The 20,618-nt window shown below is 68.5% G+C and carries 18 protein-coding genes; 12 read left to right on the top strand and 6 right to left on the bottom strand.

Going from position 1 to position 20,618, the window contains the following annotated elements:
* The first annotated feature begins 254 nt into the window (after window positions 1–254).
* Together M1L36_RS10930 and M1L36_RS10925 are read left to right on the top strand one after the other, a co-directional pair.
* On the top strand, window positions 255–1,289 hold the full coding sequence (locus M1L36_RS10930; protein WP_250873769.1) for a hypothetical protein: 1,035 nt from the start codon (window positions 255–257) through the stop codon (window positions 1,287–1,289).
* A gap of 153 nt (window positions 1,290–1,442) precedes the next feature.
* Window positions 1,443–1,901: a luciferase domain-containing protein gene (locus M1L36_RS10925; protein ID WP_250873768.1), complete on the top strand. Its 459-nt coding sequence runs from the start codon at window positions 1,443–1,445 to the stop codon at window positions 1,899–1,901.
* A 34-nt stretch (window positions 1,902–1,935) separates the two neighbouring features.
* Here the strand turns inward: M1L36_RS10925 and M1L36_RS10920 are convergent, their stop codons facing one another.
* Entirely contained in the window at window positions 1,936–2,469 is a 534-nt protein-coding gene (locus M1L36_RS10920; protein ID WP_250873767.1) for a DUF367 family protein, read from the bottom strand.
* Between the two features lie 98 nt (window positions 2,470–2,567).
* Between M1L36_RS10920 and M1L36_RS10915 the strand changes: the two genes are divergently transcribed.
* On the top strand, window positions 2,568–2,912 hold the full coding sequence (locus M1L36_RS10915) for a nuclear transport factor 2 family protein (RefSeq protein WP_250873766.1): 345 nt from the start codon (window positions 2,568–2,570) through the stop codon (window positions 2,910–2,912).
* A 36-nt stretch (window positions 2,913–2,948) separates the two neighbouring features.
* On the opposite strand, the gene serS is transcribed toward M1L36_RS10915, so the two are convergent.
* Window positions 2,949–4,334, bottom strand: a complete 1,386-nt coding sequence (gene serS / locus M1L36_RS10910; RefSeq protein ID WP_250873765.1) for a serine--tRNA ligase — start codon at window positions 4,332–4,334, stop codon at window positions 2,949–2,951.
* 219 nt (window positions 4,335–4,553) lie between these two features.
* Here serS and M1L36_RS10905 point away from each other — a divergent pair, with 219 nt between their 5' ends.
* On the top strand, window positions 4,554–5,471 hold the full coding sequence (locus tag M1L36_RS10905) for an MBL fold metallo-hydrolase (RefSeq protein WP_250873764.1): 918 nt from the start codon (window positions 4,554–4,556) through the stop codon (window positions 5,469–5,471).
* A 148-nt stretch (window positions 5,472–5,619) separates the two neighbouring features.
* A complete protein-coding gene (locus M1L36_RS10900) occupies window positions 5,620–6,975 on the top strand; it encodes a cyclase family protein (RefSeq protein WP_250873763.1) in 1,356 nt (451 codons plus the stop codon).
* Between the two features lie 5 nt (window positions 6,976–6,980).
* Here the strand turns inward: M1L36_RS10900 and M1L36_RS10895 are convergent, their stop codons facing one another.
* Window positions 6,981–8,654, bottom strand: coding sequence for an acetate--CoA ligase (locus M1L36_RS10895; RefSeq protein ID WP_250873762.1), 1,674 nt, complete (start codon window positions 8,652–8,654; stop codon window positions 6,981–6,983).
* 178 nt (window positions 8,655–8,832) lie between these two features.
* Here M1L36_RS10895 and M1L36_RS10890 point away from each other — a divergent pair, with 178 nt between their 5' ends.
* The 5 genes from M1L36_RS10890 (at window position 8,833) to M1L36_RS10870 (ending at window position 15,686) form a co-directional block, all read left to right on the top strand.
* Window positions 8,833–9,486: a cyclase family protein gene (locus M1L36_RS10890; protein ID WP_250873761.1), complete on the top strand. Its 654-nt coding sequence runs from the start codon at window positions 8,833–8,835 to the stop codon at window positions 9,484–9,486.
* Window positions 9,487–9,622: 136 nt separating this feature from the next.
* Window positions 9,623–11,539 carry a cation:proton antiporter domain-containing protein gene (locus M1L36_RS10885; protein ID WP_250873760.1) on the top strand — a complete coding sequence of 639 codons (1,917 nt, stop codon included), beginning with the start codon at window positions 9,623–9,625 and terminating at the stop codon, window positions 11,537–11,539.
* A 47-nt stretch (window positions 11,540–11,586) separates the two neighbouring features.
* Window positions 11,587–13,257 (top strand): hypothetical protein, encoded by a 1,671-nt coding sequence (locus M1L36_RS10880; protein ID WP_250873759.1) that lies wholly within the window; start codon window positions 11,587–11,589, stop codon window positions 13,255–13,257.
* A gap of 78 nt (window positions 13,258–13,335) precedes the next feature.
* Complete coding sequence (locus tag M1L36_RS10875) at window positions 13,336–15,039, top strand: aldehyde ferredoxin oxidoreductase family protein (RefSeq protein WP_250873758.1); 1,704 nt, start codon at window positions 13,336–13,338, stop codon at window positions 15,037–15,039.
* A gap of 212 nt (window positions 15,040–15,251) precedes the next feature.
* Entirely contained in the window at window positions 15,252–15,686 is a 435-nt protein-coding gene (locus M1L36_RS10870; RefSeq protein ID WP_250873757.1) for a PaaI family thioesterase, read from the top strand.
* Between the two features lie 16 nt (window positions 15,687–15,702).
* Here M1L36_RS10870 and M1L36_RS10865 read toward each other — a convergent pair whose 3' ends face one another.
* Together M1L36_RS10865 and M1L36_RS10860 are read right to left on the bottom strand one after the other, a co-directional pair.
* On the bottom strand, window positions 15,703–16,701 hold the full coding sequence (locus M1L36_RS10865; protein WP_250873756.1) for a BtrH N-terminal domain-containing protein: 999 nt from the start codon (window positions 16,699–16,701) through the stop codon (window positions 15,703–15,705).
* A gap of 76 nt (window positions 16,702–16,777) precedes the next feature.
* Window positions 16,778–17,719, bottom strand: a complete 942-nt coding sequence (locus tag M1L36_RS10860) for a ferritin family protein (protein ID WP_250873755.1) — start codon at window positions 17,717–17,719, stop codon at window positions 16,778–16,780.
* A 182-nt stretch (window positions 17,720–17,901) separates the two neighbouring features.
* Between M1L36_RS10860 and M1L36_RS10855 the strand changes: the two genes are divergently transcribed.
* Window positions 17,902–18,288, top strand: coding sequence for an ArsR/SmtB family transcription factor (locus tag M1L36_RS10855; RefSeq protein ID WP_250873754.1), 387 nt, complete (start codon window positions 17,902–17,904; stop codon window positions 18,286–18,288).
* Window positions 18,281–19,111 (top strand): arsenite methyltransferase, encoded by an 831-nt coding sequence (arsM, locus tag M1L36_RS10850; RefSeq protein ID WP_250873753.1) that lies wholly within the window; start codon window positions 18,281–18,283, stop codon window positions 19,109–19,111. Before M1L36_RS10855 ends, arsM begins: the two co-directional genes overlap by 8 nt.
* A gap of 200 nt (window positions 19,112–19,311) precedes the next feature.
* Here the strand turns inward: arsM and M1L36_RS10845 are convergent, their stop codons facing one another.
* Complete coding sequence (locus tag M1L36_RS10845; protein ID WP_250873752.1) at window positions 19,312–20,445, bottom strand: thiolase family protein; 1,134 nt, start codon at window positions 20,443–20,445, stop codon at window positions 19,312–19,314.
* Window positions 20,446–20,618: the final 173 nt, after the last annotated feature.

Raw genomic sequence — 20,618 nt, 5'->3', positions numbered from 1 at the left:
GATACCCGTCCCGTTCTCGCCCGAGTCACCGACGTGGTGACCTCGGAAGCCCCGGCGCTCTCGATTCGCGCGACTCGCTGTGCTTCTCGTCGCTCGCTTCACTCGCTCCTGCGGTGCTCGCTTCGTCGTGCTTCTTCGAGAGCGCCGCCCCTTCCAGTCCCGCCCGTGGTCGGTGGTGGCCGTCGTCGCTCCTCGTCCGCCTCGTCGGTCGTCTCCACACCAAACGGTAAGCCGGCCCCGCTCCACGTGTCGGTATGCCACTGTACGACCGTCTCGCGGACCTGTCGCTGGTCGTCGAGGAACAGGAGCGAACCACGCAGGAGCGGGCGACTTCCTCGGGGTTCGACCGGGTGACGACGACCATCGCGCTGTCGGGAGCGGGCGAGACGGGGAAGGGCGAGGACGTCACGTACGACACCGAGGACCACGAGCGACTCGTCGGGTTCGACGTCGACCTCGCGGGGGAGTACACGCTGGCGGAGTTCTCCGAGCGGCTGGACGACGTCGCGTTGTTCCCCGAGCCACCCGAACGGGAGGTCTCTCACCACTACCGTCGCTGGGGATTCGAGAGCGCGGGACTCGACCTCGCGCTGCGCCAGGCCGACACCGACCTCGCGAGCGTGCTCGACCGCGACCCCGAGCCGATGCGGTTCGTCGTCTCGACGCGTCTCGGGGACGACCCGAGCACCGACCGTCTCGACGCCATCCTCGACGCCTACCCCGACACCGAGTTCAAACTCGACCCGACGGGCGAGTGGGACGACGTGCTGGTCGACGCGCTCGCGGACTACCCGGTTCGCATCCTCGACCTGAAGGGCCAGTACCACGGGACGACCGTCGACCAGGAACCCGACGCCGCGCTGTACGAACGCGTCGTCGAGGGCTTCCCCGACGCGGTCGTCGAGGACCCGGCGCTGACCGACGAGACCCGCTCGATAGTCGACGCCGCGGCCGACCGCATCTCGTGGGACGCGCCCATCACGGGCGTCGACTCCATCCGCGACCTGCCGTTCGAACCGTCCTGGCTCAACGTCAAACCCTCCCGGTTCGGCACCGTCGAGTCGCTGTTCGACAGCGTGGAGTACGCGCTCGACCGCGACGTGACGCTGTACGGCGGCGGTCAGTTCGAACTCGACGTGGGGCGCGGGCAGAACCAACTGCTCGCCGCGCAGTTCTACGCCGACGGCCCGAACGACCTCGCACCGAGCGACTACAACGACCCCGACGTCCCCACCGGACTCCCGACCAGTCCACTCGTCCCCGGTGACAGTCGCGGATTCCGGTGGTGACGACCGACGGAACGTACCGACGGACTGGCAGAACCGGTTGCGGGCGGCACCTCGACGGACAGCATCGCCCGAGATACCTTCAGACCGAAGCGAGCGGGTCGCTCGCTCGATTCTACAGCGTAGCTTAATATCCCGTACCGCCTACTCCCTGGTATGAGTTCTCGTACCGAATCAGATACGTCCCTCCGTATGGAGACCCTCGTCGACGAGGTGAGCCGTTGGCCTGGCGTGACCGTCACACCCGGCAGGAGCGGCGGCCGAGTGTTCTCGCTCGGTACCCGCGAGGTCGGGGCCGCGACGTTCGGCGGTCGGGTCGCGGTGACGTTCGGCCGCGTGCTCCACGACCCGCTGGTCGACGCCCGGTGGACGACGCCCGACCCGGTCACGCCCGCGTCCGGGCGGACGGTGTTCCGGGTCCACGGCGACACCGACGTCGAGCGCGCACGAGCCCTGTTGCGGCTCTCGTACATCTACCACGCGCTGGCCCGCCCCGACACCGAGGCGGGGCAGACGGCGCTCGCGGCGCTCGAACTGGAGTCCGACCTCGACCACATCTCGCCGCCCTGGGTCGTCCGCGAACGGTTGACCGACCTCGCGGCGTCCTCGGCCTGAGCCGTCCTCGTCGCTGGTGTCGCTCGTTCGCCGGTCAGCCGTCGCTCTGGTCGTCGGCCGCGTCGAGGTACTCCTGCTGGACGGCGACCACCTCCTCGGAGTTCGCACACGCCGCGTAGCGACGCAACGGCTCCTCGTTGAGTTCGAGGAAGGTGTGGCCCCAGCGGAACTTCGAGAGGATGGCTTCGGCCTGTTCGCGCTCGCCGAGGATGCAGAGTGCGCCCGCGAACGCCTCGACGGTGTTCAACTGGAACGGCGTCCCGTAGTTGACGGGGTTTCCCGCGACGAGGAAGGGGAGCGCACGGTGGCGGCCGCGCAGGTCGAACGCCTCACGTTCTGCGGTCTCCCACGAGCAGTCGAGCGCGACGAGCGTGTCGAAGCCCGACTCCTCCACCGTGGGGTCGGCGTCGCCCGGTGCGAGCGCCTGCTCGGCGAACGGGTTCAGCACGATACCGGTCGGTGTCGCTCGTGCCGAGCGGTGGAGCTCGGTGAGGTCGAAGCGTGCGAGCTTCCGGGCGCTACACTTCTTCGGGTCGTCGTCGCCCTCGTACCGGACGTGCAGGTCCACACCCCGAGTTGCCGACGCCTCGCTAAAAGCGCCGCGTTCGCGGGGCCACGCGCGTCGCTGCCCTGAGCGTTTTTGTCGCCGAGCGTCGATGCTGGTCCATGGACCTCGCATCCCTCGCTCGCGCGTACTATCGCCACGTCGACGACGGCGAGTACGACGCGCTCGCCGACCTGCTCGCGGCCTCGTTCGTCCACGACCGGCCCGACCGGACCATCGAGAGCCGCGAGCGGTTCGTCCGGTTCATGCGCGAGGAGCGTCCCGAGACCGACACGAGCCACGAACTCGACGCGGTGTACTCGGACGAGGAGACGGGGGACGGCTCTCGGGAGGTCGCGGTCCGCGGACGACTGCTCCGGGCGGATGGGAGCGAGTGGTTCGGGTTCGTCGACGTGTTCACCGTCGAAGCCGGTCGGTTCGCACGGCTCACGACGTACACGCACTGACGGCTCGCGACCGACGGGAGCGGTCGAGGGGTCCGCCTACTCGCGCTCGCCGCTGCCGAGCGCGCTCTCACCGACCGGGTCGTGGCCCTCGATGACCTCCTGACCGCCCATGTACGGGCGGAGCGCTTCCGGGACCGTCACCGTCCCGTCGTCGTTCTGGTAGTACTCCAGGATGGCGACCATCACGCGGGGCAGGGCGAGGCCCGACCCGTTGAGCGTGTGGAGGTACTCCGCGCTCCCGTGGCGCTCGGGGCGGTACTGGATGCCCGCACGCCGGGCCTGGAAGTCCTCGAAGTTCGACACCGACGACACCTCGAGCCAGCGCCCGCCCTCCTCGGGGCAGTCCTCCTCGTCGTCGTTCGCGGGAGCCCACACCTCGATGTCGTACTTCTTCGCCTGCGTGAACCCGAGGTCGCCCGTACACATCTCCAGGATGCGGTAGGGCAGACCCAGCCGTCGCAGCACCTCCTCGGCGTCGTCGAGCAGTTCCTCGAAGCGTTCGTAGCTCTCCTCGGGGTCGACGAACTGGACCATCTCCACCTTGTTGAACTGGTGGACGCGGACGATGCCGCGGGTCTCGGTCCCGTGCTCGCCGGCCTCCCGGCGGAAGTTCGGCGAGAACGCCTGGTGTTTGAGCGGGAGGTCGTCGTCGAGCAGGATCTCGTCGCGGTACATGTTCGTCACCGAGACTTCGGCGGTCGGACAGAGCCAGAGGTCCGAGTCGTCGTACGCCTCGGTGTTCGCCCCGCCGAGGCGGTAGGCGTCGTCGACGAACTTCGGGAACTGGCCGGTGCCGGTCATCGACCGCGAGTTGACGGGGACGGGCGGGTAGACGTCGACGTAGCCCTGCTCGCGGTGGACGTCGAGGAAGAACTGGACGAGCGCGTGTTCGAGGCGTGCGCCGTCGCCCTTCAGGAAGTAGAACCCGCCGCCGCTGACCTTCGCGCCGCGTTCGAAGTCGAGGATGTCGAGGTCCTCGCCCAGGTCGTAGTGGGGCACCACGTCGTCGGGGACGTCGCGCAGGTCCTCGAACAGTTCGCGGCGGCGTTCGACGTTCTCGTCTTCGGTCGCCCCGACCGGCACCGACTCGTCGGGAATCATCGGGAGTTCGAGCAGCGCCGCCTCCAACTCGCCTTCGAGTTCGTCGGCGCGGTCCTCGACGACGTCCAGTTCCTCCTTCAACTCGCTCGACCGGTCGATGGCCTCCTGGGCGGCCTCCTCCTCGCCCTCGCGTTTGAGTTCGCCGATGCGCTGGCTGACCTCGTTGCGTTCGTGTCGCAGGTCGTCGCCGCGGGCTTTCAACTCGCGCCACTCGTCGTCGACTTCGAGGACGTGGTCCAGGTCCACGTCGTCGACGCCCTTGTTCTCGAGGGCCTCGCGGACCACCTCCGGGTTCTCCCGGACGAACTGTCTGCTGAGCATACGCTGCGGTTCCGTCGGTTCGGGCAAAGGCGTGTCGCATCTGTGGTTCGAACTAGCAGTAGGATTCGGTGCAGTTTCTGGCGGACTGGAGAGGCGAGGGTCGGCCCCGGAGCGTCAGAGGTGTTCCCTCCCCGGTCGACTCCGTCGAGCGCGTACGGAGGCCGTCTGACCACTCCCCGACCCGACCAACTTTTCACCAGTTCAGACCTCAGTCCCGACATGGCCATCGGTGACCTCTTCGAAGTCCAGACGGGCAGTTGCGAGGACCTCTACTTCCTCGACGTGGGGATGTACGACACGCCGTCGTACGGCGGCGCCTACATCCTCGACGCCGAGCGCCCCGCGGTCGTCGAGACGGGCCTCGGGACGCGCCACCAGGACATCCTCGACGCCATCGAGCAGGTGGGCATCGCCCACGAGGACCTCGAAGTAATCGCGGTCACGCACGTCCACCTCGACCACGCGGGCGGGGCGGGTCACCTCGCGCGCGAGTGTGAGAACGCCGAGGTGGTCGTCCACGACATCGGCGCACCCCACCTCGCCGACCCCTCGCGACTCGTCGAGGGGACCAAAGCCGCCATCGAGGACCAGTGGCAGTTCTACGCCGAGCCGATACCGATTCCCCACGAGCGCATCCGCGAGGTGAGCGACGGCGACGTCGTCGACCTCGGCGACCACGAACTGCGCGTCCACCACGCGCCGGGCCACGCCCCGCACCAGGTCGTCTTCGAGGACCCGGCGAACGACGCGGTGTTCACCGCCGACGCCGCGGGCATCTACGTCCCGCAGTTGGACGACGTCGTCGAGACGACGCCACCCGCACAGTTCCACCTGGAGAAGGCGCTGGCGGACGTGGAGACGCTGCGCGAGTTGGACCCCGAGACGCTCCTCTACACCCACTTCGGCCCCGCCGAGACCGACGACCTGCTGGCACGCTACGAGACGGTTCTCCCCGAGTGGGTCGCGTCGGTCGAGGCCGCCCGCGAGGAGTTCGGCGACGACGAAGCGGTCATCGAACATCTCCAGAGGGAGACGGAGATGGCCGACGTCTGGAGCGAGCGCAAGGCCCGCGACGAGGCGCGCGTCAACGCCCGCGGGGCGCTCGGCTACCTCGACTATCGCGACCGGGACCAGTAGTCGCCGAGACGACGGCCGGGACTGGCAGAGCGAAGGGACTGTCTCGCGACGGGACCTATTTATTTCTAACTAGATTTAGTGTATATTTAATAGCTATCTCGCGATTGGTACTGTCACGTGGCACCACTGCTCACGCGCCACGACGACCATGAGTGACCACTCTCACGACCACGACGAGTGTACAGGACGGCTCGACCGACGCGGCTTCGTGCAGGGGTGTGGCGCGGCGCTCGCGCTGGCGGCGGGTGGGACGAGTCTCGAAGCGGTCGCCGCACAGGAGAACACCGCCGACGTGGCAGCCCTGCTCGACGGGCTTCCGGACAACTGGGGGCGCTGGGGCGAGGACGACGAACTCGGCGCGCTCAACCTGCTCGACAGCGAGGCGGCGTTCCGGGGGATGCTGACGACCATCCGCGGCGGCCCGACGAACATCGGCCGGTTCACGCTCCAGTTGCCTGTGACCGGCGAGGTCATCAACCCCGACCCGGCCGACCCCGAGACGGTGCTCGCGCCGGGCGACGGGAGCGACCCGCAGTTCCCGAGCACCGACGTGGGCGACCCGGCGTTCCCGCCCCGAACCCCCGGTCGCCGGACGAACACGACGCCGCCCGAGGGGAGTCCGGTCGCCGGTGGGGTGCGGTTCGCGGACGATAAGTTCGCCGCCGACCTGTTCTTACAGGGGACGACCCACGTCGACGCGCTCGGTCACGCGTGGTACGGCGACCAGTTGTACAACGGGTTCGACGCCGCGACGACGGGCGCCGAGAAGTCGTTCGACACCGCCCTCGACGGGACGCGGACCACGGACGCCGTCGTCGAGGAGAGCGAGCAGGCCAGCCTCGAACCGTTCGACACCACGACCGGTCTCGACAGGGCCGCCATCACGAACGCCGCGGACGCTGGCATCGCCGGCCGCGGCGTCCTGCTCGACGTTGGCCGGTACGCCGAGGAGAGCGACGAGCAACACCGCCTCCCGCTTGGCTACGAGATCACCCTCCAGGACCTGCTCAACACCGCCGATGCCCAGGGCGTCGACGTCGAGGACCGCGACATCCTCCTGATTCGGACCGGTTCGACCGCTCGCACCCGCGACCCCGAGGCAGCGTGGGCACCGCTGGGCGAGGCGGGCATCGTCTTCAGCGAGGAACTGGTCGAGTGGGTGTACGAGAAGGACATCCCGTACATCGGTGCGGACAACCTCGCCGTCGAGAAGGTGGCGCAGGTAATCGACGGCGAGACCTACGTCATCCCGCTGCACGGTGCGTTCCTGCGGAACCTCGGCGTGACGCTCAACGAGATCCTCTGGCTCGAAGACCTCGGGGCGGCCTGCGCCGCGGACGGCATCTACGACTTCCTGTTCGTCGCCGCACCGCTCAACGTCGAACGCGCCACCGGCGCACCCGTCAACCCGGTCGTGCTGAAGGCGACGGGCCGCGGTCCGGGGGGGAAGGGTCGAGAGGGCCACGATAGCGATGACGACGAGGGCGACGACACCGACGACTGAGCGCGCTACCTGAGCCCCTCCCGCTCTTCGAGCGACGCCCGCCGGAGCTTCCCGGTCTCGGTCGTCGGCAACCCGTCGACGAACTCGACTGCTCGCGGGTACTCGTACTTCGCCAGCCGCCCCCTGACGTGGTCGCGGAGTGCCGTGACGAGGTCGTCCGAGCCCTCGACGCCGTCGGCGAGCACGACGAACGCCTTGGGTACCTCGCCCCGTTCGTCGTCGGGAACGCCGATGACGCCCGCGTTCGCGACGGCAGGGTGGGTCGCGAGCGCCTCCTCGATCTCGACGGGGCCGATGCGGTAGCCCGCGCTGATGATGACGCCGTCGGTGCGTCCGAGGAACGTCACGTAGCCGTCGGCGTCCATCTCGCCGAGGTCCTCGGTGAGCAGCCAGCCGTCTCGCACCTTTCCGCGGGTCGCTTCGGGCTTCCCGAGGTACTCGACGAAGCAGACCGGGTCGTCCTCGTAGCGGACGGCTATCTCGCCCACTTCGCCGGGGCCGAGCGGGTCGCGCGTCTCGGGGTCGAGAACGGCGACCTCGTGGCCCGGTCCGGCCGGACCGATGGTCCCCTCGCGGAACTCGGTGAGGGCGGTGCAGTCACCGACGAGCATGTTCGCCTCAGTCTGGCCGTACGCCTCGTGGACCGCCGCGCCCTCGAACGTCGTCTCGGCCCACTCGACGATGCTCTCGCCCAGTGACTCGCCACCGCTCGGGACGACGCGCACGCTGGAGAGGTCGTACGCCGACGGGTCGGCTTGCACCATCATCCGTAGCGCCGTCGGCGGTGCGAAGAACAGCGACACGTCGTAGCGCTCGACGATGTCGAACGCCGTCTCGGGGTCGAACGGCCCGCCGTCGTAGGCGACGACCGGCTTGCCGTAGAACAGTCCCGGAAACACCACGTCGAACAGCGTGGCGACCCACGCCCACTCCGAGGGGGTCCACAGTACGTCGTCGTCGCGCAGGTCGAGGTTGCAGAACGAGGTGAGGAACACCGGCAGGTCACCGAGCAGAACGCGGTGGGCGTGGCGCACGCCCTTCGGGTCGCCCGTCGTCCCCGAGGTGTAGATGACGATGGCGTCCTCCTCGGCGGCGGTGTCGACAGCGCCGTCGACCGGTGTGGCCGCGTCGATGGCCGCCCAGAACTCGTGTTCGTCGCCTTCCGGGTCGGCATCCACGGTCACCACGGTCTCGATGGCGGTCTCCGGGCGGACCTCACGGAGCGTCTCGACGTGCTCGCCGTAACTGACGCAGGCGACGGCCCCCGAGTCGGCGAGTCGGTAGCGCAGACCCTCGGTCCCGAACAGCGTCGAGAGCGGGACGCTCACGGCTCCGAGTTTCCAGACCGCGATGTGGGCGATGGCCGTCTCGGGGGTCTGGGGGGCGTGGACACCCACGCGGTCGCCGCGTTCGACGCCCCTACTCGCCAGATAGCCCGCGAGCCGATTCGTGTAGTCGGCGAGGTCGGCGTAGGTGACGGTTTCGTCGTGGCCGTCCTCGTCGCTCGCGGCGTACAGCGCCACCCGGTCGCCGTCAACGTCGTCGGCCCACCGGTCACAGACGTAGTCGGCCAGGTTGAACCGCTCGGGCACCGTCCACTCGAAGGCGTCCTGGAGCGCGTCGTAGCTCTCCCACTCCCGCTCGTGGAACCAGTAGGCGTCGAGACGTTCGCCACGCATACCCGCTGTGTGGACGGTGGTGACATACCGCTTGCGGCGGGGCGGTGGAGCGCGACAGCGCGACGTGCCGGGGACCGCGACAGCGCGGCGCGCCGGTGAGACGCGGCGGTAGACGCGGCGGTGCGACCAGTCGCGGCCCGGGTCGGCGTTTATCGTCGTCGGCCACGAACCGCGACCGATGTGGGTCGACCTCTCCCAGCCGTTCGGACCGGGGATGGACCACTCGACGGCGCTCGCCCCGCCGCGCTTCGAGCGCGAGCGGTCGGTCGCGGACGACGGCGTGACCGTGACGCGCTTCGACGTCCCCTCCCACGCCGGGACGCACGTCGACGCGCCCGCTCACGTCCTCGACGGCGGCGCGACGCTGGACGCGTTCTCGCTGGAGACGTTCGCCGGCGAGGCGGTCGTCGTCGACGCCCCGTGTGGGACGGCCCGTGAACTCGACGTCCCCGCGTTGCGCGCCGGTCTGGGCGACCACGCCGTTCGTCCGGGCGACGTCGTTCTCGTCCACACTGGGTGGGCCGAGCGTCGGGGGACCGACGCCTACCACGAGTACCCGTGGCTGGCCCCCGAGGCGGCGACGTGGCTCCTCGACCGAGGCGTGAAACTGTTCGGGACGGACACGCTCAGCCCGGACCGTCCGCGGGCACTGCGCTCGGGCCAGGACCCGTACCCCGTCCACCGTCGACTGCTCGAAGCGGGCGTCCCCGTCGTCGAGAACTTACGACTCGGGGCCGTCGCGGGCGAACGCGTCTGGGTGTCGGGGTTCCCGCTGCAGTTCGACGGCGACGGCGCGCCCGCACGGTTCGTCGCCCGTCGCCCCGACGGTTAACGCCCGTCCGGCGTGTTCGAGTAGGAATATCTGGACGTTCGGTCGGTTTGTCGCCGCGAGTCGGGCGCAAATCAGCGGATGGAACCGGTGAGGGTTTAGTGGTCGGGAACGACGACTTCGGCGAGGACCCGCAACAGTGGCCAGTGAACTCATCCCCCTCGTCGCCGGCATCATCGCACTCGGTGTCGTCTCACAGATTCTCGGAGACCGGTTCCGAATCCCGAGTATCATCTTCCTCATCGCCGCCGGGTTGGTGCTCGGCCCCATCTCGGGGTTCGTCCTCGAGGAGCCCATCATCTCGCAGTCGACGTTCGGCGAGGGGCTCTCGGCCATCGTCGGTCTCTCCGTGGCTATCATCGTCTTCGAGGGGGCGTTCCACCTCAAGATCGACAAGCTTCGGGAAGCGCCGGCCGAGACCATCCGTCTCGTCACCGTCGGTGCGGTCATCGCGCTCATCGGAACCGCCATCGTCGTCCGCTACGCGCTCCCCGCGGAGTGGGACGTCGCCTTCCTCATCGGGGCGTTGCTCGTCGCCACCGGGCCGACGGTCATCGCCCCCATCCTGGAGGTCGTCCCGGCGCGAGACCGCGTCGAGGCGGCGCTGGAGACCGAAGGCATCGTCAACGACGTGACGGCGGCCATCATCGCCATCGTCGTCTTCGAGGTCGTCATCGGCCACATCGGCGAGGGCGGCATCGTCGCCGGGTTCGTCAACCGACTCGGCGTCGGTCTGCTCGTCGGCGTCGCGGTCGCCGGCGTGCTGTACTACGCCATCCGCTACGTCGACCTCTCGCCGCAGAACGCTCCCCAGAACGCCCGTCTGCTGGTGTTGGCGGGGGCGCTCGTCGCCTACGGTGCAGCGGACTACTTCGCCACCGAGGCCGGCCTGCCAGCCGTCGCGGCGGCGGGTATCCTGCTCGGCAACGCCGACCTGCCCTACGAGGAGGACATCACGGACTTCAAGGGCGACGTGACGCTCATCGTCCTCTCGTTCGTGTTCATCGCGCTGGCGGCGCTGCTCCAGCCACAGGAGGTCATCGACCTCGGCGTCGGCGGCCTGATCGTCGTGCTCGTCGTCGCGCTCGTCATCCGTCCGCTGTTGGTGTTCGTCTCGACGGTCGGCAATCGCTTCACGACCGGCGAGAAGCTGTTCATGAGCTTCGTCGGACCACGCGGTATCATCCCCGCGTCCGTCGCGACGCTGTTCGCCGTCGAACTTCGGGCGGAGGCCGCCGCCATCCGTGCCGGCGAGGTCACCGCGACGGCGGCGGAGGCGGAGACGCTCGACAACGCCGCCACGTTGCTGGTCGGCACCGTGTTCCTGGTCATCCTGGCGACGGTCGTGTTCGAGGCCGGCCTCGCCCGGTACATCGCAGAGTACCTCGACATCATCCCAATGCGTGCAATCATCATCGGAGGCGGGACCGTGGGCCGTGCGCTCGCGGACCGCCTCGAAGACAGAGGAGAGAACGTCGTCATCGTCGAAGAGGACGACGAGATGCTCGCGCTCGCCCGTAACGCCGGGCACACCGTCCACCAAGGCGACGGTACCGACATCGACGTGTTGCAGGCCGCGGGGGCCGGCAACGCGTCCACGCTGGTCGCCGCCACCGGCGACGACGACGTCAACCTGCTGGTCTCCCAACTGGGTGACTCGCGGTTCGACATCGAGACCATCATCTCGCGGGTGAACAACGCGAACAACGTCGACGCCTTCGAGGACCTCGGCGTCCGGACCGTCGCTCCCACCACCGCGACGGCCCAGGCCATCGACAACCTCATCGAACGGCCCGCGCTCGCGAAGTGGACCTCCGGCATCGGCGAGAGCGGCGACGTCCAGGAGATCGAGGTCACCGCCGACGAACTCGTCGGCCGGTCGGTCCGCGAGGTCGGCCCGGAACTCCCCGGTGGCTGTCTCATCGCGCTGGTCGCACGCAACGGCCAGGTGCAGGTGCCCGACGCCGACTTCACGCTCGAACGCGGCGACCGCATCACGCTGCTGGGCGACCGCGAGTCCGTCCGCGACGCGATGGTGTTCTGTCACCCCGAGTAGGTCGCAAATAGCGTCAGTTTCTTTGTCAGTCACACGACGCGAGAGGTATGGCTGGGTCTCGTCGGTCGGTGTGGGGAATCGTCCGGTCGCGACCGCGAGCGATGGCCGTCTTCGCCGTCTTGGCCGGGGCGGTCGAACTGCTCGCGATTGCGGGTGTCGTCGCTCTCGAACCACTCGTCTCCGGCATCACCGATGGCGTTCTCGAAACCAGGACTGGTCTCGTCGTCCAGGTCGTGGAGATCGGTGCCGTCGCCGTCCTCGCCGAACTGCTGTGGTTCGTCGTCGGTCCGGCGCTCGCCGCCGGTGGGTACGGCCTCGTTCGTTCCAATACGGCAGCAGTTCAGACCACGCCCGCGACCCTGCGGGTGCTCGTCCGGTCGGTCATCTCCGACTACCGGTCGCTGGCTCGGACCCGACTTCTCCAGCGCGTCGCAGCGCTCCCGCTGGTCGTCGTGTCGGTCGTTCCGGTCTGTGCGCTCGCGTTCGCGTTGCTGACCGGTGTCGAAGCGACCGCGTACGCACTGGCACCGACCTCACAGGAGCGAACCGGACGGAACGTGCTCGGTGTGGTCGTCCTGTTCTCGCTGTTCGTGGCATGGGGGGTCGGACGAGCGCCGTTCGGCTTCGTCGACCTGCTCGTGCTGGACGGTCGGTCGGCACGAGAGGCGATTCGCGAGAGCGTTCGAGCGACGCTGTCGGACGGGAGAGCGATTCTCGCTCGGTTCGTGATACTGCTGCTGGGCCTCTGCCCGCTGGTGGTCGGGACGTTCGTCGCGCTGCAGTTCTACGGTCTCGGTCCGTGGCAGTTCGTCGGCATCGTCGCGGCGACGAGTGCCGTCGTCCGGCCGCTCGCTATCCTCGCCCACCTTCGCACCTACCGTCGGTTCGTCGGGGAACCGACGCGCGACGTCACCGGTACCGCGTCGGTTCGTACCCAGCTCCGTCGGCACGTGCCACGGTTCGCGCTGGCTGGCTTGTTCGTCTCGGCTCTCCTCGTCGGGACCGTCGCGGTCCGGACGGTCGACGTCCGACCCTACGAGGCGACGACGACGGACGTGAGCCCCGACGCGGACGCCGTGGTGCTCTTCGAAGCCGGACGGACGGCGCTCGGACGGGAGAGCCACACCGCCGCCGCACGAGTCACGAACACGACCAGCGGTCGTCAGATGTCGGTGTGTACCAGCGATATCAACTATCGCCAGCGTCGCGGCACGGCCCACTTCACGTTCGGCGACGACGCCGGCCGGGCGTACCTCCAAGAGGGCGTCTTCGCCCAACGGAACGACTACACGCAGTCGAAGTGGCTGGTCGAGCGGTCCGACCCCGACGACCTCGGATGGTTCCGGTGCCCGACCACGCTGCGTCTCCCAGCGGGTGACGAACCGTGGCGCGTCGCCGAACGGACCGACGAGAACGTCACCCTCGAACTCACCGACCCGGTCGCGATTCGAAACGCGACCACCGTCGACCTCCGCAACTCGATGGTGGCCGACGGACCGAACCGTATCGTCGCCACGTTCGACCGTGACACCGGACGACTCCTCGCGGTCGACGAGACGCTCAACTTCGTGCTTCGAGAGGACGGAAACGTCACGGACCAGACTCGAACCCACACCGAACTCCGATTCTCGGGCTACGAGAGCACCACCGTCGAACGTCCCGAGTCGCTCGGTGACCCCGGCCTCCGCGAGCGCCTGCTCGACGTCCTGTACTACTGACCGTCTCTCCTCTCGTCTCGTTGTCGTTCGGAATTTGAAACGCGGGAGCTTATGCGGGTCCGGCAGTTGCATCGGTGTATGATTCACGCCGAAGGCCCGCTGCTCACGATCGACGTGAGCGCGCAGACCGCCGAGGAGTCCGCCATCGACGACGTGCTCGCCGACTACCTCGGAGGACGCGGCGTCGGGACGGCGCTCGCCCACGACCGCATCCCGTTCGACGCCGACCCGTTCGGCGAGGACAACCGCCTCTACCTCGCGACGGGACCGCTCCAGACCGCGACGATGAGCTTCACCGGTCGGATGTCCGCGACGGCGCTGTCGCCGCTCACGGACGGCCTCTGCTCATCGAACGCGGGCGGCTTCCTCTCGCGGAACTTCCTCGCGACCGGTTTCTCCGCGGTCGAGGTCGTCGGCCAGAGCGAGGACCTCGTCGGCATCCACGTGCGCGACGACACTGTCGAGTTCGAACCGGTCCCCGACCTCGCGGGCGCGACGGTCCCCGAGACGCTCGGGCACATCGAAGCCGAACACGGCCTCGACGCCGAGCACACCGCCGTCGTCGGCCCGGCCGGCGAGAACGAGGTCCGCTTCGCCTCCATCATGACCAGCGAGTCCCGCGCGTTCGGACGCGGCGGTCTCGGGGCCGTCCTCGGCGCGAAGAACGTGAAGTTCCTCACGTTCGACGGCGAGTCACCGCCCGAGACGCTCGTGGAGGGCGAGGCGACGATGGAGGTCCACAAGGAGGCCTCCGAGTCGGGCAGTCCGATGAAAGACGCCGGCACCGTCTCCGTCACCGAGTACGCCAACTCCGTCGGCGCGCTGCCGACCCGGTACTTCGAGGACCTCCAGTTCGAGGGCGCGGAGGACATCGGGTCGGGCGCGGTCATCGAGCACAAGTACAAGAAGGGCACCTGCTCGTCGTGTGCGTTCGCGTGCAAACTGCCGACCCGCGACGAGGAGTCGGGCCTGGAGACCGAGGGCCCCGAGTACGAGACGGTGATGTCGTTCGGGTCGAACGCGGACGTCGACGACTTCGTCGCCATCATGAAGTCCAACGACCTCTGTGACGTCTACGGTCTCGACACCATCTCCTGTGGCGACGTCATCGCCGCCCAGCTCAAGAGCGAAGACGCGTTCGGCGACGTCGAACGCATCCACGAACTCATCGAGGCAATCGCGCTGCGCGAGGGCGTCGGCGACACGCTCGCAGAGGGTATCGACCGCTGTCACGAGGAGCTGGGCGTCGAGAACTGGTCGATGAAGGGCATGGAGTTCGCCGCCCACGACGGCCGGACGCTGAACGGGCAGGGACTCTCGTTCGCCACCTCGAACCGAGGTGCGGACCACATGTACGCCGAGATGTACCAGCTGGAGTACCCGCTGGTGCCGCCGAAACTCGCACTCGACCGCGAGGGCGTCGAGGGGAAGGCCGAGCACGTCGTCGACCGCGAGAACCAGAACGCGCTGAAGGACGCCGCCGTCCTCTGTAAGTTCGCGTCCTCGCACGTCCGCGAGGAGCGCTGGGAGGCGCTGCTCGACGCCGACTACGACGAACTGCTCGCGGTCGGCGAGCGCATCGTCACGCTCGAACGCCACTTCAACAACCAACGCGGGATGGACCGCGCGGCCGACGACGACCTGCCCTACGACATCGCGGGACTGAGCGACGCCCTCTCGGAGTACTACGACCTGCGCGGCTGGACCGACGACGGCGTCGTCCCCGACGGCGCGCTCCCCGCGGGCGCGGCCAGCGGCGACGCAGCCCCGGCCGACGACTAACAACCCACGTTTTTACGCCTCGGGTGGCGGCAGAGCCGCCACCGCTCGGCGCAAAAACCTGGACTAAAAAGACCGCTCGGCACGCGGAGCGTGCCGAGCGGTGAGCCGCGAACTCGCTGCGCTCGTTCACGGATGCTCCACTTCCGGCTTCTTTCACTCGCAATCGACCCCCGTTTCGACACGCCCTTGGCCGAACCGCCCGACCGTCGGGTATGAGCATCGTCGACGCCTTCTTCGACTCCATCCCGTTCGCCAACCACCTCGGCATCGAACTCGACGAGGTGGGCGAGGGGCGAGCGACGGGGCACGTCGAGTTGCGCGAGGAACACTCCTCGAACCCCGGAAGCATGATCGCGCACGGCGGGGTGGCGTACTCGCTCGCGGACACCATCGGCGGGGCGGCCGTGGTCGAACTCAACGAGACGGTGACGCCGACCATCGACATGCGCATCGACTACCTCGCGCCCGCGACGGGCGAGCGACTCGTCGCGACGGCCGAGGTGACGCGCAACGGCAACAGCGTGGCGACGGTCACCGTCGACATCGAAGACGGCACCGGGACGCACGTCGCCACCGCTCGCGGAGTGTACAAGACCGGCGGCGTCACCGGCGAGACGCCGTGGACGGCCGGTACCCACCACGAGTAGGGCGGCTCGTCTGGACTCAGTTCGCCGTGTCGAGAATCGACTGGTAGAGCCGCGCCTCGCGGTCGGCGAGCTGGCGAATCTCGCCGGCGGCCTCGTCGATGCCGTCGCGCAGGTCACGGTCGTCGTCGGCCTCGCTGGCCTCCTTCAGGGTCTCCCCGACGGCGGTCCAGTCGTCGGCGATGGCGGCCATCTCTTGGGTCGTCTCCTCGCCGAAGGGGTGGTCGACGGTCCGGAAGAAGTCGCGCTGGAGGCCGCGGAACGCGCCACCGCCGGTGCCGCGTCGTTCGACGTTCTGGTAGGCGAAGCGTGTCGTCCACGCCGGATCCGGGAGCTGTGTCCACGACGCCATGTCCGAGACGAGGCGCTGGATACCGGCGAGGCCGTGGACGCCGACGGGGCCGGGGTCGAACCGACCGCCGCCGGGTCGGAGCATCGAGCGGGCCATCTCGACGGTGGCGTCTTCGATGGCGGTGTCGAGGTCGGTCCCGAGTTCGGGGTCGGTGACCGTGATGTAGCGGTTGTTCAGGGGCACCATCGCCCGGGAGTTCATCGCCGCGCGGAGGCGCTCGACGGGGAGCCGCTGTGGCTCGTCGAACTCGCTGTCCGAGAGCAGCACCTCGTCGTCCTCGTAGCCGACGACGAGCAGCGAGTGGGGGGCGAAGTGGGTGTCCGTGTCGAAGTAGTCGAGGTCGTAGATGTCGGTGAACACCAGCACCGGGTGGCCGTCGTCGACGCGCGAGCGGATGTCGGCCCAGGCGTCCGCCCAGTCCGCACCCTCACGTTCCTCGTGGGGAACGGCGAGCGTGTGGAAGAACGCCCGTTCGAGGTAGACGGGGCGACCGAAGAACGCGCGGTGGGGCGAGTCGTCGAGTTCGAAGAAGGTGAACCCCAGTCCGGAGGCGAGGCCGAAACAGGTCGCCTCGTCGAGGCCCCAGTCGTAGTAGCGCGCGAGGTTCGACAGCGACGTCGAGCCACAGTGGCGGCCCGTCGCGTGGTCGTAGCCCGAGAGTTCCATGTCCGAGGCTGTCGCGGCCCGCCGATAACGGTTCCGTCCTGCCGGCGTTCCGACCGCGAAGGCCCGCGACGACGGCTCAGTCGGCGCTCGCCGGCCCCTGTGCGTCGAGGTCGACCAGCGTCTCGATGTCGGGTATCTCCGCGGCTTCGTTCGTCAGGACCTCGATGCGTCGGGTGAACTTGTCCCGCGAGTAGTCGACGAGCGCGACCGGGTCGACCGTCGCCCCGAACCGACTCAGCGTGCTCGCGACGAGCGGCATGAGGTCCATCAGCGTGTCGTGGACGACCTGGGTGTCGACGCCGTCCTCGTGGACGTGCTGGCGTATCTCGTGCATCCCGAAGCCGACGTGCCGGCCCTCGTCGGCGCGGATGTAGCCGATGCCCGTCGCGACGCTCTCGGAGTTCGGGAACTCCCCGACCGCGATGTCGTCGCCGTGGTCGCTCAGCGCCGACTGGAGGCCGTAGTAGCCCGTCTGGGCGAGCACGCTCTCGACGACGAGGTGGTAGTGGCAGTACGCCTTGACGCGGTTCTCGGGCGTGTCGTCGGTCAACAGCCGTTCCATCGCCGTCTCCGTGCGGTCGAACAGTTCGACGTACTCCTCGTTGAAGAAGCGCTGGTCGGTCGGGTAGGTGACGTCGAAGCCGTGGGCCTCCGCCGCGGGGACGATTATCTCGCGCCACGTCCGGTCGAAGAACTGCGTGTGTTTGGCCTCGTCGTAGATCTGCGAGGAGACGAACATCTGCTTGTTCACGTCGTCGAGCGCGAGCATCAGCGGGGCGAGGTCCTCGGTCACCGCCTCCTCGCCCGCGCCGAACAGCGCCAGCGCGAGCATCAACTCCTCGAACTCCTCCTCGGCGATGTCGTAGTCGATGATGGTCTGACGGTCGGCGTCGACCATCTCCTGTGGGATGTCCTCGTAGGGGTCCCAGTGGTTGTACGCCGCGTGCTCGAAGAACTGCTGGGCCTTCGCGTCGCGGTCGAGTCGGAGCTGCCGGGTGACGTCCTCTACTTGCGTCATGTGTGGTCACGCACCACGATACCGCTCGGCACGGGCGACCCTGAATCGGTCGCCGCGTTTCCGAGGCGGTATTTACGACGTGTCGGCCGCCCCCGTCGGCGCACTGGACACTTCACCGACCGCGACTCTGGTGAGCGGGGAAACAGCTATATCAGCAGATGCTAATATTAGCGATAGCTAAAATGAGCCAGCAGACGACTGCCGGTGAGGAGACCGGCGAGACGGGCGAGGTCGAGGAGGCGGACGCAGCGTGCTGTTCGACCGGTGTCGCCATCGACGAGGCGAGCGTCGCGGCCGACGTGCGACTGCTCTCGGCGCTCGGCAACGACACGCGCTACGAGGCGTTGCGACTCGTCGCGGAGGCGGGCGACGACGGTGTCTGTGTCTGTGAAGTCCAGCCAGCGCTCGGCGTGAGCCAGGGGGCGGTCAGTCAGGCGCTCTCTCGTCTCCACGGCGCGGGACTGGTCGACCGGCGCAAGGAGGGCCGGTGGCGGTACTACAGCGCCACCCCGGTCGCGACCCGACTGCTCGACACCCTCGACGAAGTGCGAGGTGCGACCGATGAGTGACGGCGAGGGCGCGACCGCCCGCAGCGCCGACGAACAGCGCCGCATCGTCCGCGAGCGCTACGCCGCTATCGCGACGGAGTCGTCCGACGGGTGCTGTGACGGGGGTGCAGACGGTGCGGACGACGCCGACCAGTGCTGTTCGTCGAGCGTCGACGAGCAGTCCCGCGAGATGGGCTACGACGACGCCGACGTCGACGCGGTCGCCGACGGCGCGAACCTCGGTCTCGGCTGTGGCAACCCGACGGCCATCGCCGCGCTCGAACCGGGCCAGACCGTCCTCGACCTGGGGTCGGGCGCGGGGTTCGACTGCTTCCTCGCAGCCAACGCGGTGGGGCCGACCGGCCACGTCGTCGGCGTCGACATGACCCCCGAGATGGTCGAGAAGGCCCGCGAGAACGCACGCCGAAACGACACCGACGCCGTCGAGTTCCGACTGGGCGAAATCGAACACCTCCCGGTCGCGGACGGGACGGTCGACGTCGTCATCTCGAACTGCGTCGTCAACCTCTCGCCGGACAAGCAACAGGTGTTCGCGGAGGCGTTCCGCGCGCTCAAACCGGGCGGTCGGGTCGCCATCTCCGACGTCGTCCAGACCGCGCCGTCCCCCGAGGACGTCACCGAGAACCCCGCGGCGCTGGCCGCCTGCGTCTCGGGGGCGGCGACGTTCGCCGACCTCGAAGCGATGCTCGACCGGGCCGGGTTCGAGGCGGTCTCCATCGAACCGAAAGACGAGAGCGCCTCGTTCATCCGAGAGTGGGACGACGAGCGCGACCTGAGCGAGTACCTCGTCTCGTCGGTCGTCGAGGCGCGCAAACCCCGCTGACGCGCTCCCCCGTCGCACCGCTCTCGGTCGCCGGACCGTCGAAAAAGTGTGACCGTCGTTCTACCGGCTGAACTCGATGGCCATCCACTGCCACCTTTTACTGCGCTCGCGGCCACCGTGGCCGCTCGCTGGTAAAAGCTGGACGAAAACCACGGTTCACCCCGCTCCGGGGGTTCACCGTGGCCGCTCGCAGAGCGGCTCTACCGGCTGAACTCGATGGCCATCCCCTGGCCGAAGCCGACACACTCCGTCGCGATGCCGCGCTCGGCGTCGCGCTTGATCATCTCGTGGATGAGCGTGACGGGCAGACGGGCACCGGTCGCGCCGAGCGGGTGACCCAGGGCGATTGCGCCGCCGTTGACGTTGTAGTTCTCGTCGTCGATGCCGAGTTCGCGCTGGCAGTAGAGACACTGGCTGGCGAACGCCTCGTTCAGTTCGACGAGGTCGTAGTCCTCGATGTCACGACCCGAGCGTTCGAGCAGGTCCCGCACGGCGGGGATGGGACCGATACCCATCACTTCGGGTTCGACGCCGGCGACGCTGTTGTTGCCGATTTCGGCGAGCACGTCGAGGCCGTGGTCCTCGGCGAACGCCTTCGAGGTGACGAGCAGCGCGGCCGCGCCGTCGGTGATCTGGGAGGCGTTGCCGGGCGTGACGCTCCCGTCGGCCTTGAACACGGTCGGCAGTTCGCCCATCTTCTCCCGGGAGACGTCGTGGCGGATGCCCTGGTCCTCGCTGACGGTGCCCTCGTCGGTCTCGATGGGGACGATCTCGTCGTCGAAGCGGCCGCTGGTGGTCGCCTCGCTGGCGCGCTGGTGGCTGCGGAACGCGTAGTCGTCCTGGTCCTCGCGGGAGACGTCGTAGCGTTCGGCGACCTCCTCGGCGGTCATCCCCATCTGGAGCGCCGCGAGGTTGTAGTCCTCGTTCATCCGGGGGTGCATCTGGGTGTTCGCGCCCATCTTCGTCCGGGACATGTTCTCGACGCCGCCGGCGATGATGGCGTCGCGCTGGCCCGCGCGGACGGCGTCGGCCGCGCTGGCGACGGCCTGCGCCGAGGAGGCACACCAGCGGTTGATGGTCGTGCCGGGGACGGACTCGCCCAGGTCCGACAGCAGCGCGACGATGCGCGCCATGTTGTTGCCCTGCTCGCCGCGCTGCTGGGCACACCCCCACATCAGGTCGTCGACGTCCTCGCCCGAGAGCCCGGTGTCGGCCAGAATCTCGTCGATGAGCGGAGCCGAGAGGTCCTCGCTTCGTACGTCGGCGAACACGCCGTCTTCCTTGCCAAACGGAGTTCGGTACGCCCGGACGACGACGGGTGTCGTGTCGGTCATCGGTGGATGCAGGTGTGTCTCACACTTAAATTGCGGCAGAACGCGAGGCCGTTTACTCGGAGTTTACACTCGCCGCGTCTCTCACGACGACGTGATTTCGCGGTCAACGCCGTGGCGCTCGCACCGCCGCGAGCGACAGTAGAAGGATTCTTGCCGGGGTGACTGAAACCGAC

Source organism: Halomarina rubra (assembly GCF_023699475.1).
GTDB classification, from domain to species: domain Archaea; phylum Halobacteriota; class Halobacteria; order Halobacteriales; family Haloarculaceae; genus Halomarina; species Halomarina rubra.
Note: the sequence above shows the minus strand (reverse complement) of the source record. Positions and strands in the feature narration are given on the sequence as shown.

Bases quoted from the DNA above. Each gene is read 5' to 3' on its own strand.
- M1L36_RS10915 (WP_250873766.1), top strand. From the start codon at position 2,568: ATGGACCTCGCATCCCTCGCTCGCGCGTACTATCGCCACGTCGACGAC.
- M1L36_RS10900 (WP_250873763.1), top strand. From the start codon at position 5,620: ATGAGTGACCACTCTCACGACCACGACGAGTGTACAGGACGGCTCGAC.
- M1L36_RS10865 (WP_250873756.1), bottom strand. From the start codon at position 16,701: ATGGAACTCTCGGGCTACGACCACGCGACGGGCCGCCACTGTGGCTCG.
- M1L36_RS10895 (WP_250873762.1), bottom strand. From the start codon at position 8,654: ATGCGTGGCGAACGTCTCGACGCCTACTGGTTCCACGAGCGGGAGTGG.
- M1L36_RS10870 (WP_250873757.1), top strand. From the start codon at position 15,252: ATGAGCATCGTCGACGCCTTCTTCGACTCCATCCCGTTCGCCAACCAC.
- M1L36_RS10845 (WP_250873752.1), bottom strand. From the start codon at position 20,445: ATGACCGACACGACACCCGTCGTCGTCCGGGCGTACCGAACTCCGTTT.
- M1L36_RS10880 (WP_250873759.1), top strand. From the start codon at position 11,587: ATGGCTGGGTCTCGTCGGTCGGTGTGGGGAATCGTCCGGTCGCGACCG.
- arsM (WP_250873753.1), top strand. From the start codon at position 18,281: ATGAGTGACGGCGAGGGCGCGACCGCCCGCAGCGCCGACGAACAGCGC.
- M1L36_RS10875 (WP_250873758.1), top strand. From the start codon at position 13,336: ATGATTCACGCCGAAGGCCCGCTGCTCACGATCGACGTGAGCGCGCAG.
- M1L36_RS10925 (WP_250873768.1), top strand. From the start codon at position 1,443: ATGAGTTCTCGTACCGAATCAGATACGTCCCTCCGTATGGAGACCCTC.
- serS (WP_250873765.1), bottom strand. From the start codon at position 4,334: ATGCTCAGCAGACAGTTCGTCCGGGAGAACCCGGAGGTGGTCCGCGAG.
- M1L36_RS10930 (WP_250873769.1), top strand. From the start codon at position 255: ATGCCACTGTACGACCGTCTCGCGGACCTGTCGCTGGTCGTCGAGGAA.
- M1L36_RS10905 (WP_250873764.1), top strand. From the start codon at position 4,554: ATGGCCATCGGTGACCTCTTCGAAGTCCAGACGGGCAGTTGCGAGGAC.
- M1L36_RS10860 (WP_250873755.1), bottom strand. From the start codon at position 17,719: ATGACGCAAGTAGAGGACGTCACCCGGCAGCTCCGACTCGACCGCGAC.
- M1L36_RS10855 (WP_250873754.1), top strand. From the start codon at position 17,902: ATGAGCCAGCAGACGACTGCCGGTGAGGAGACCGGCGAGACGGGCGAG.
- M1L36_RS10890 (WP_250873761.1), top strand. From the start codon at position 8,833: ATGTGGGTCGACCTCTCCCAGCCGTTCGGACCGGGGATGGACCACTCG.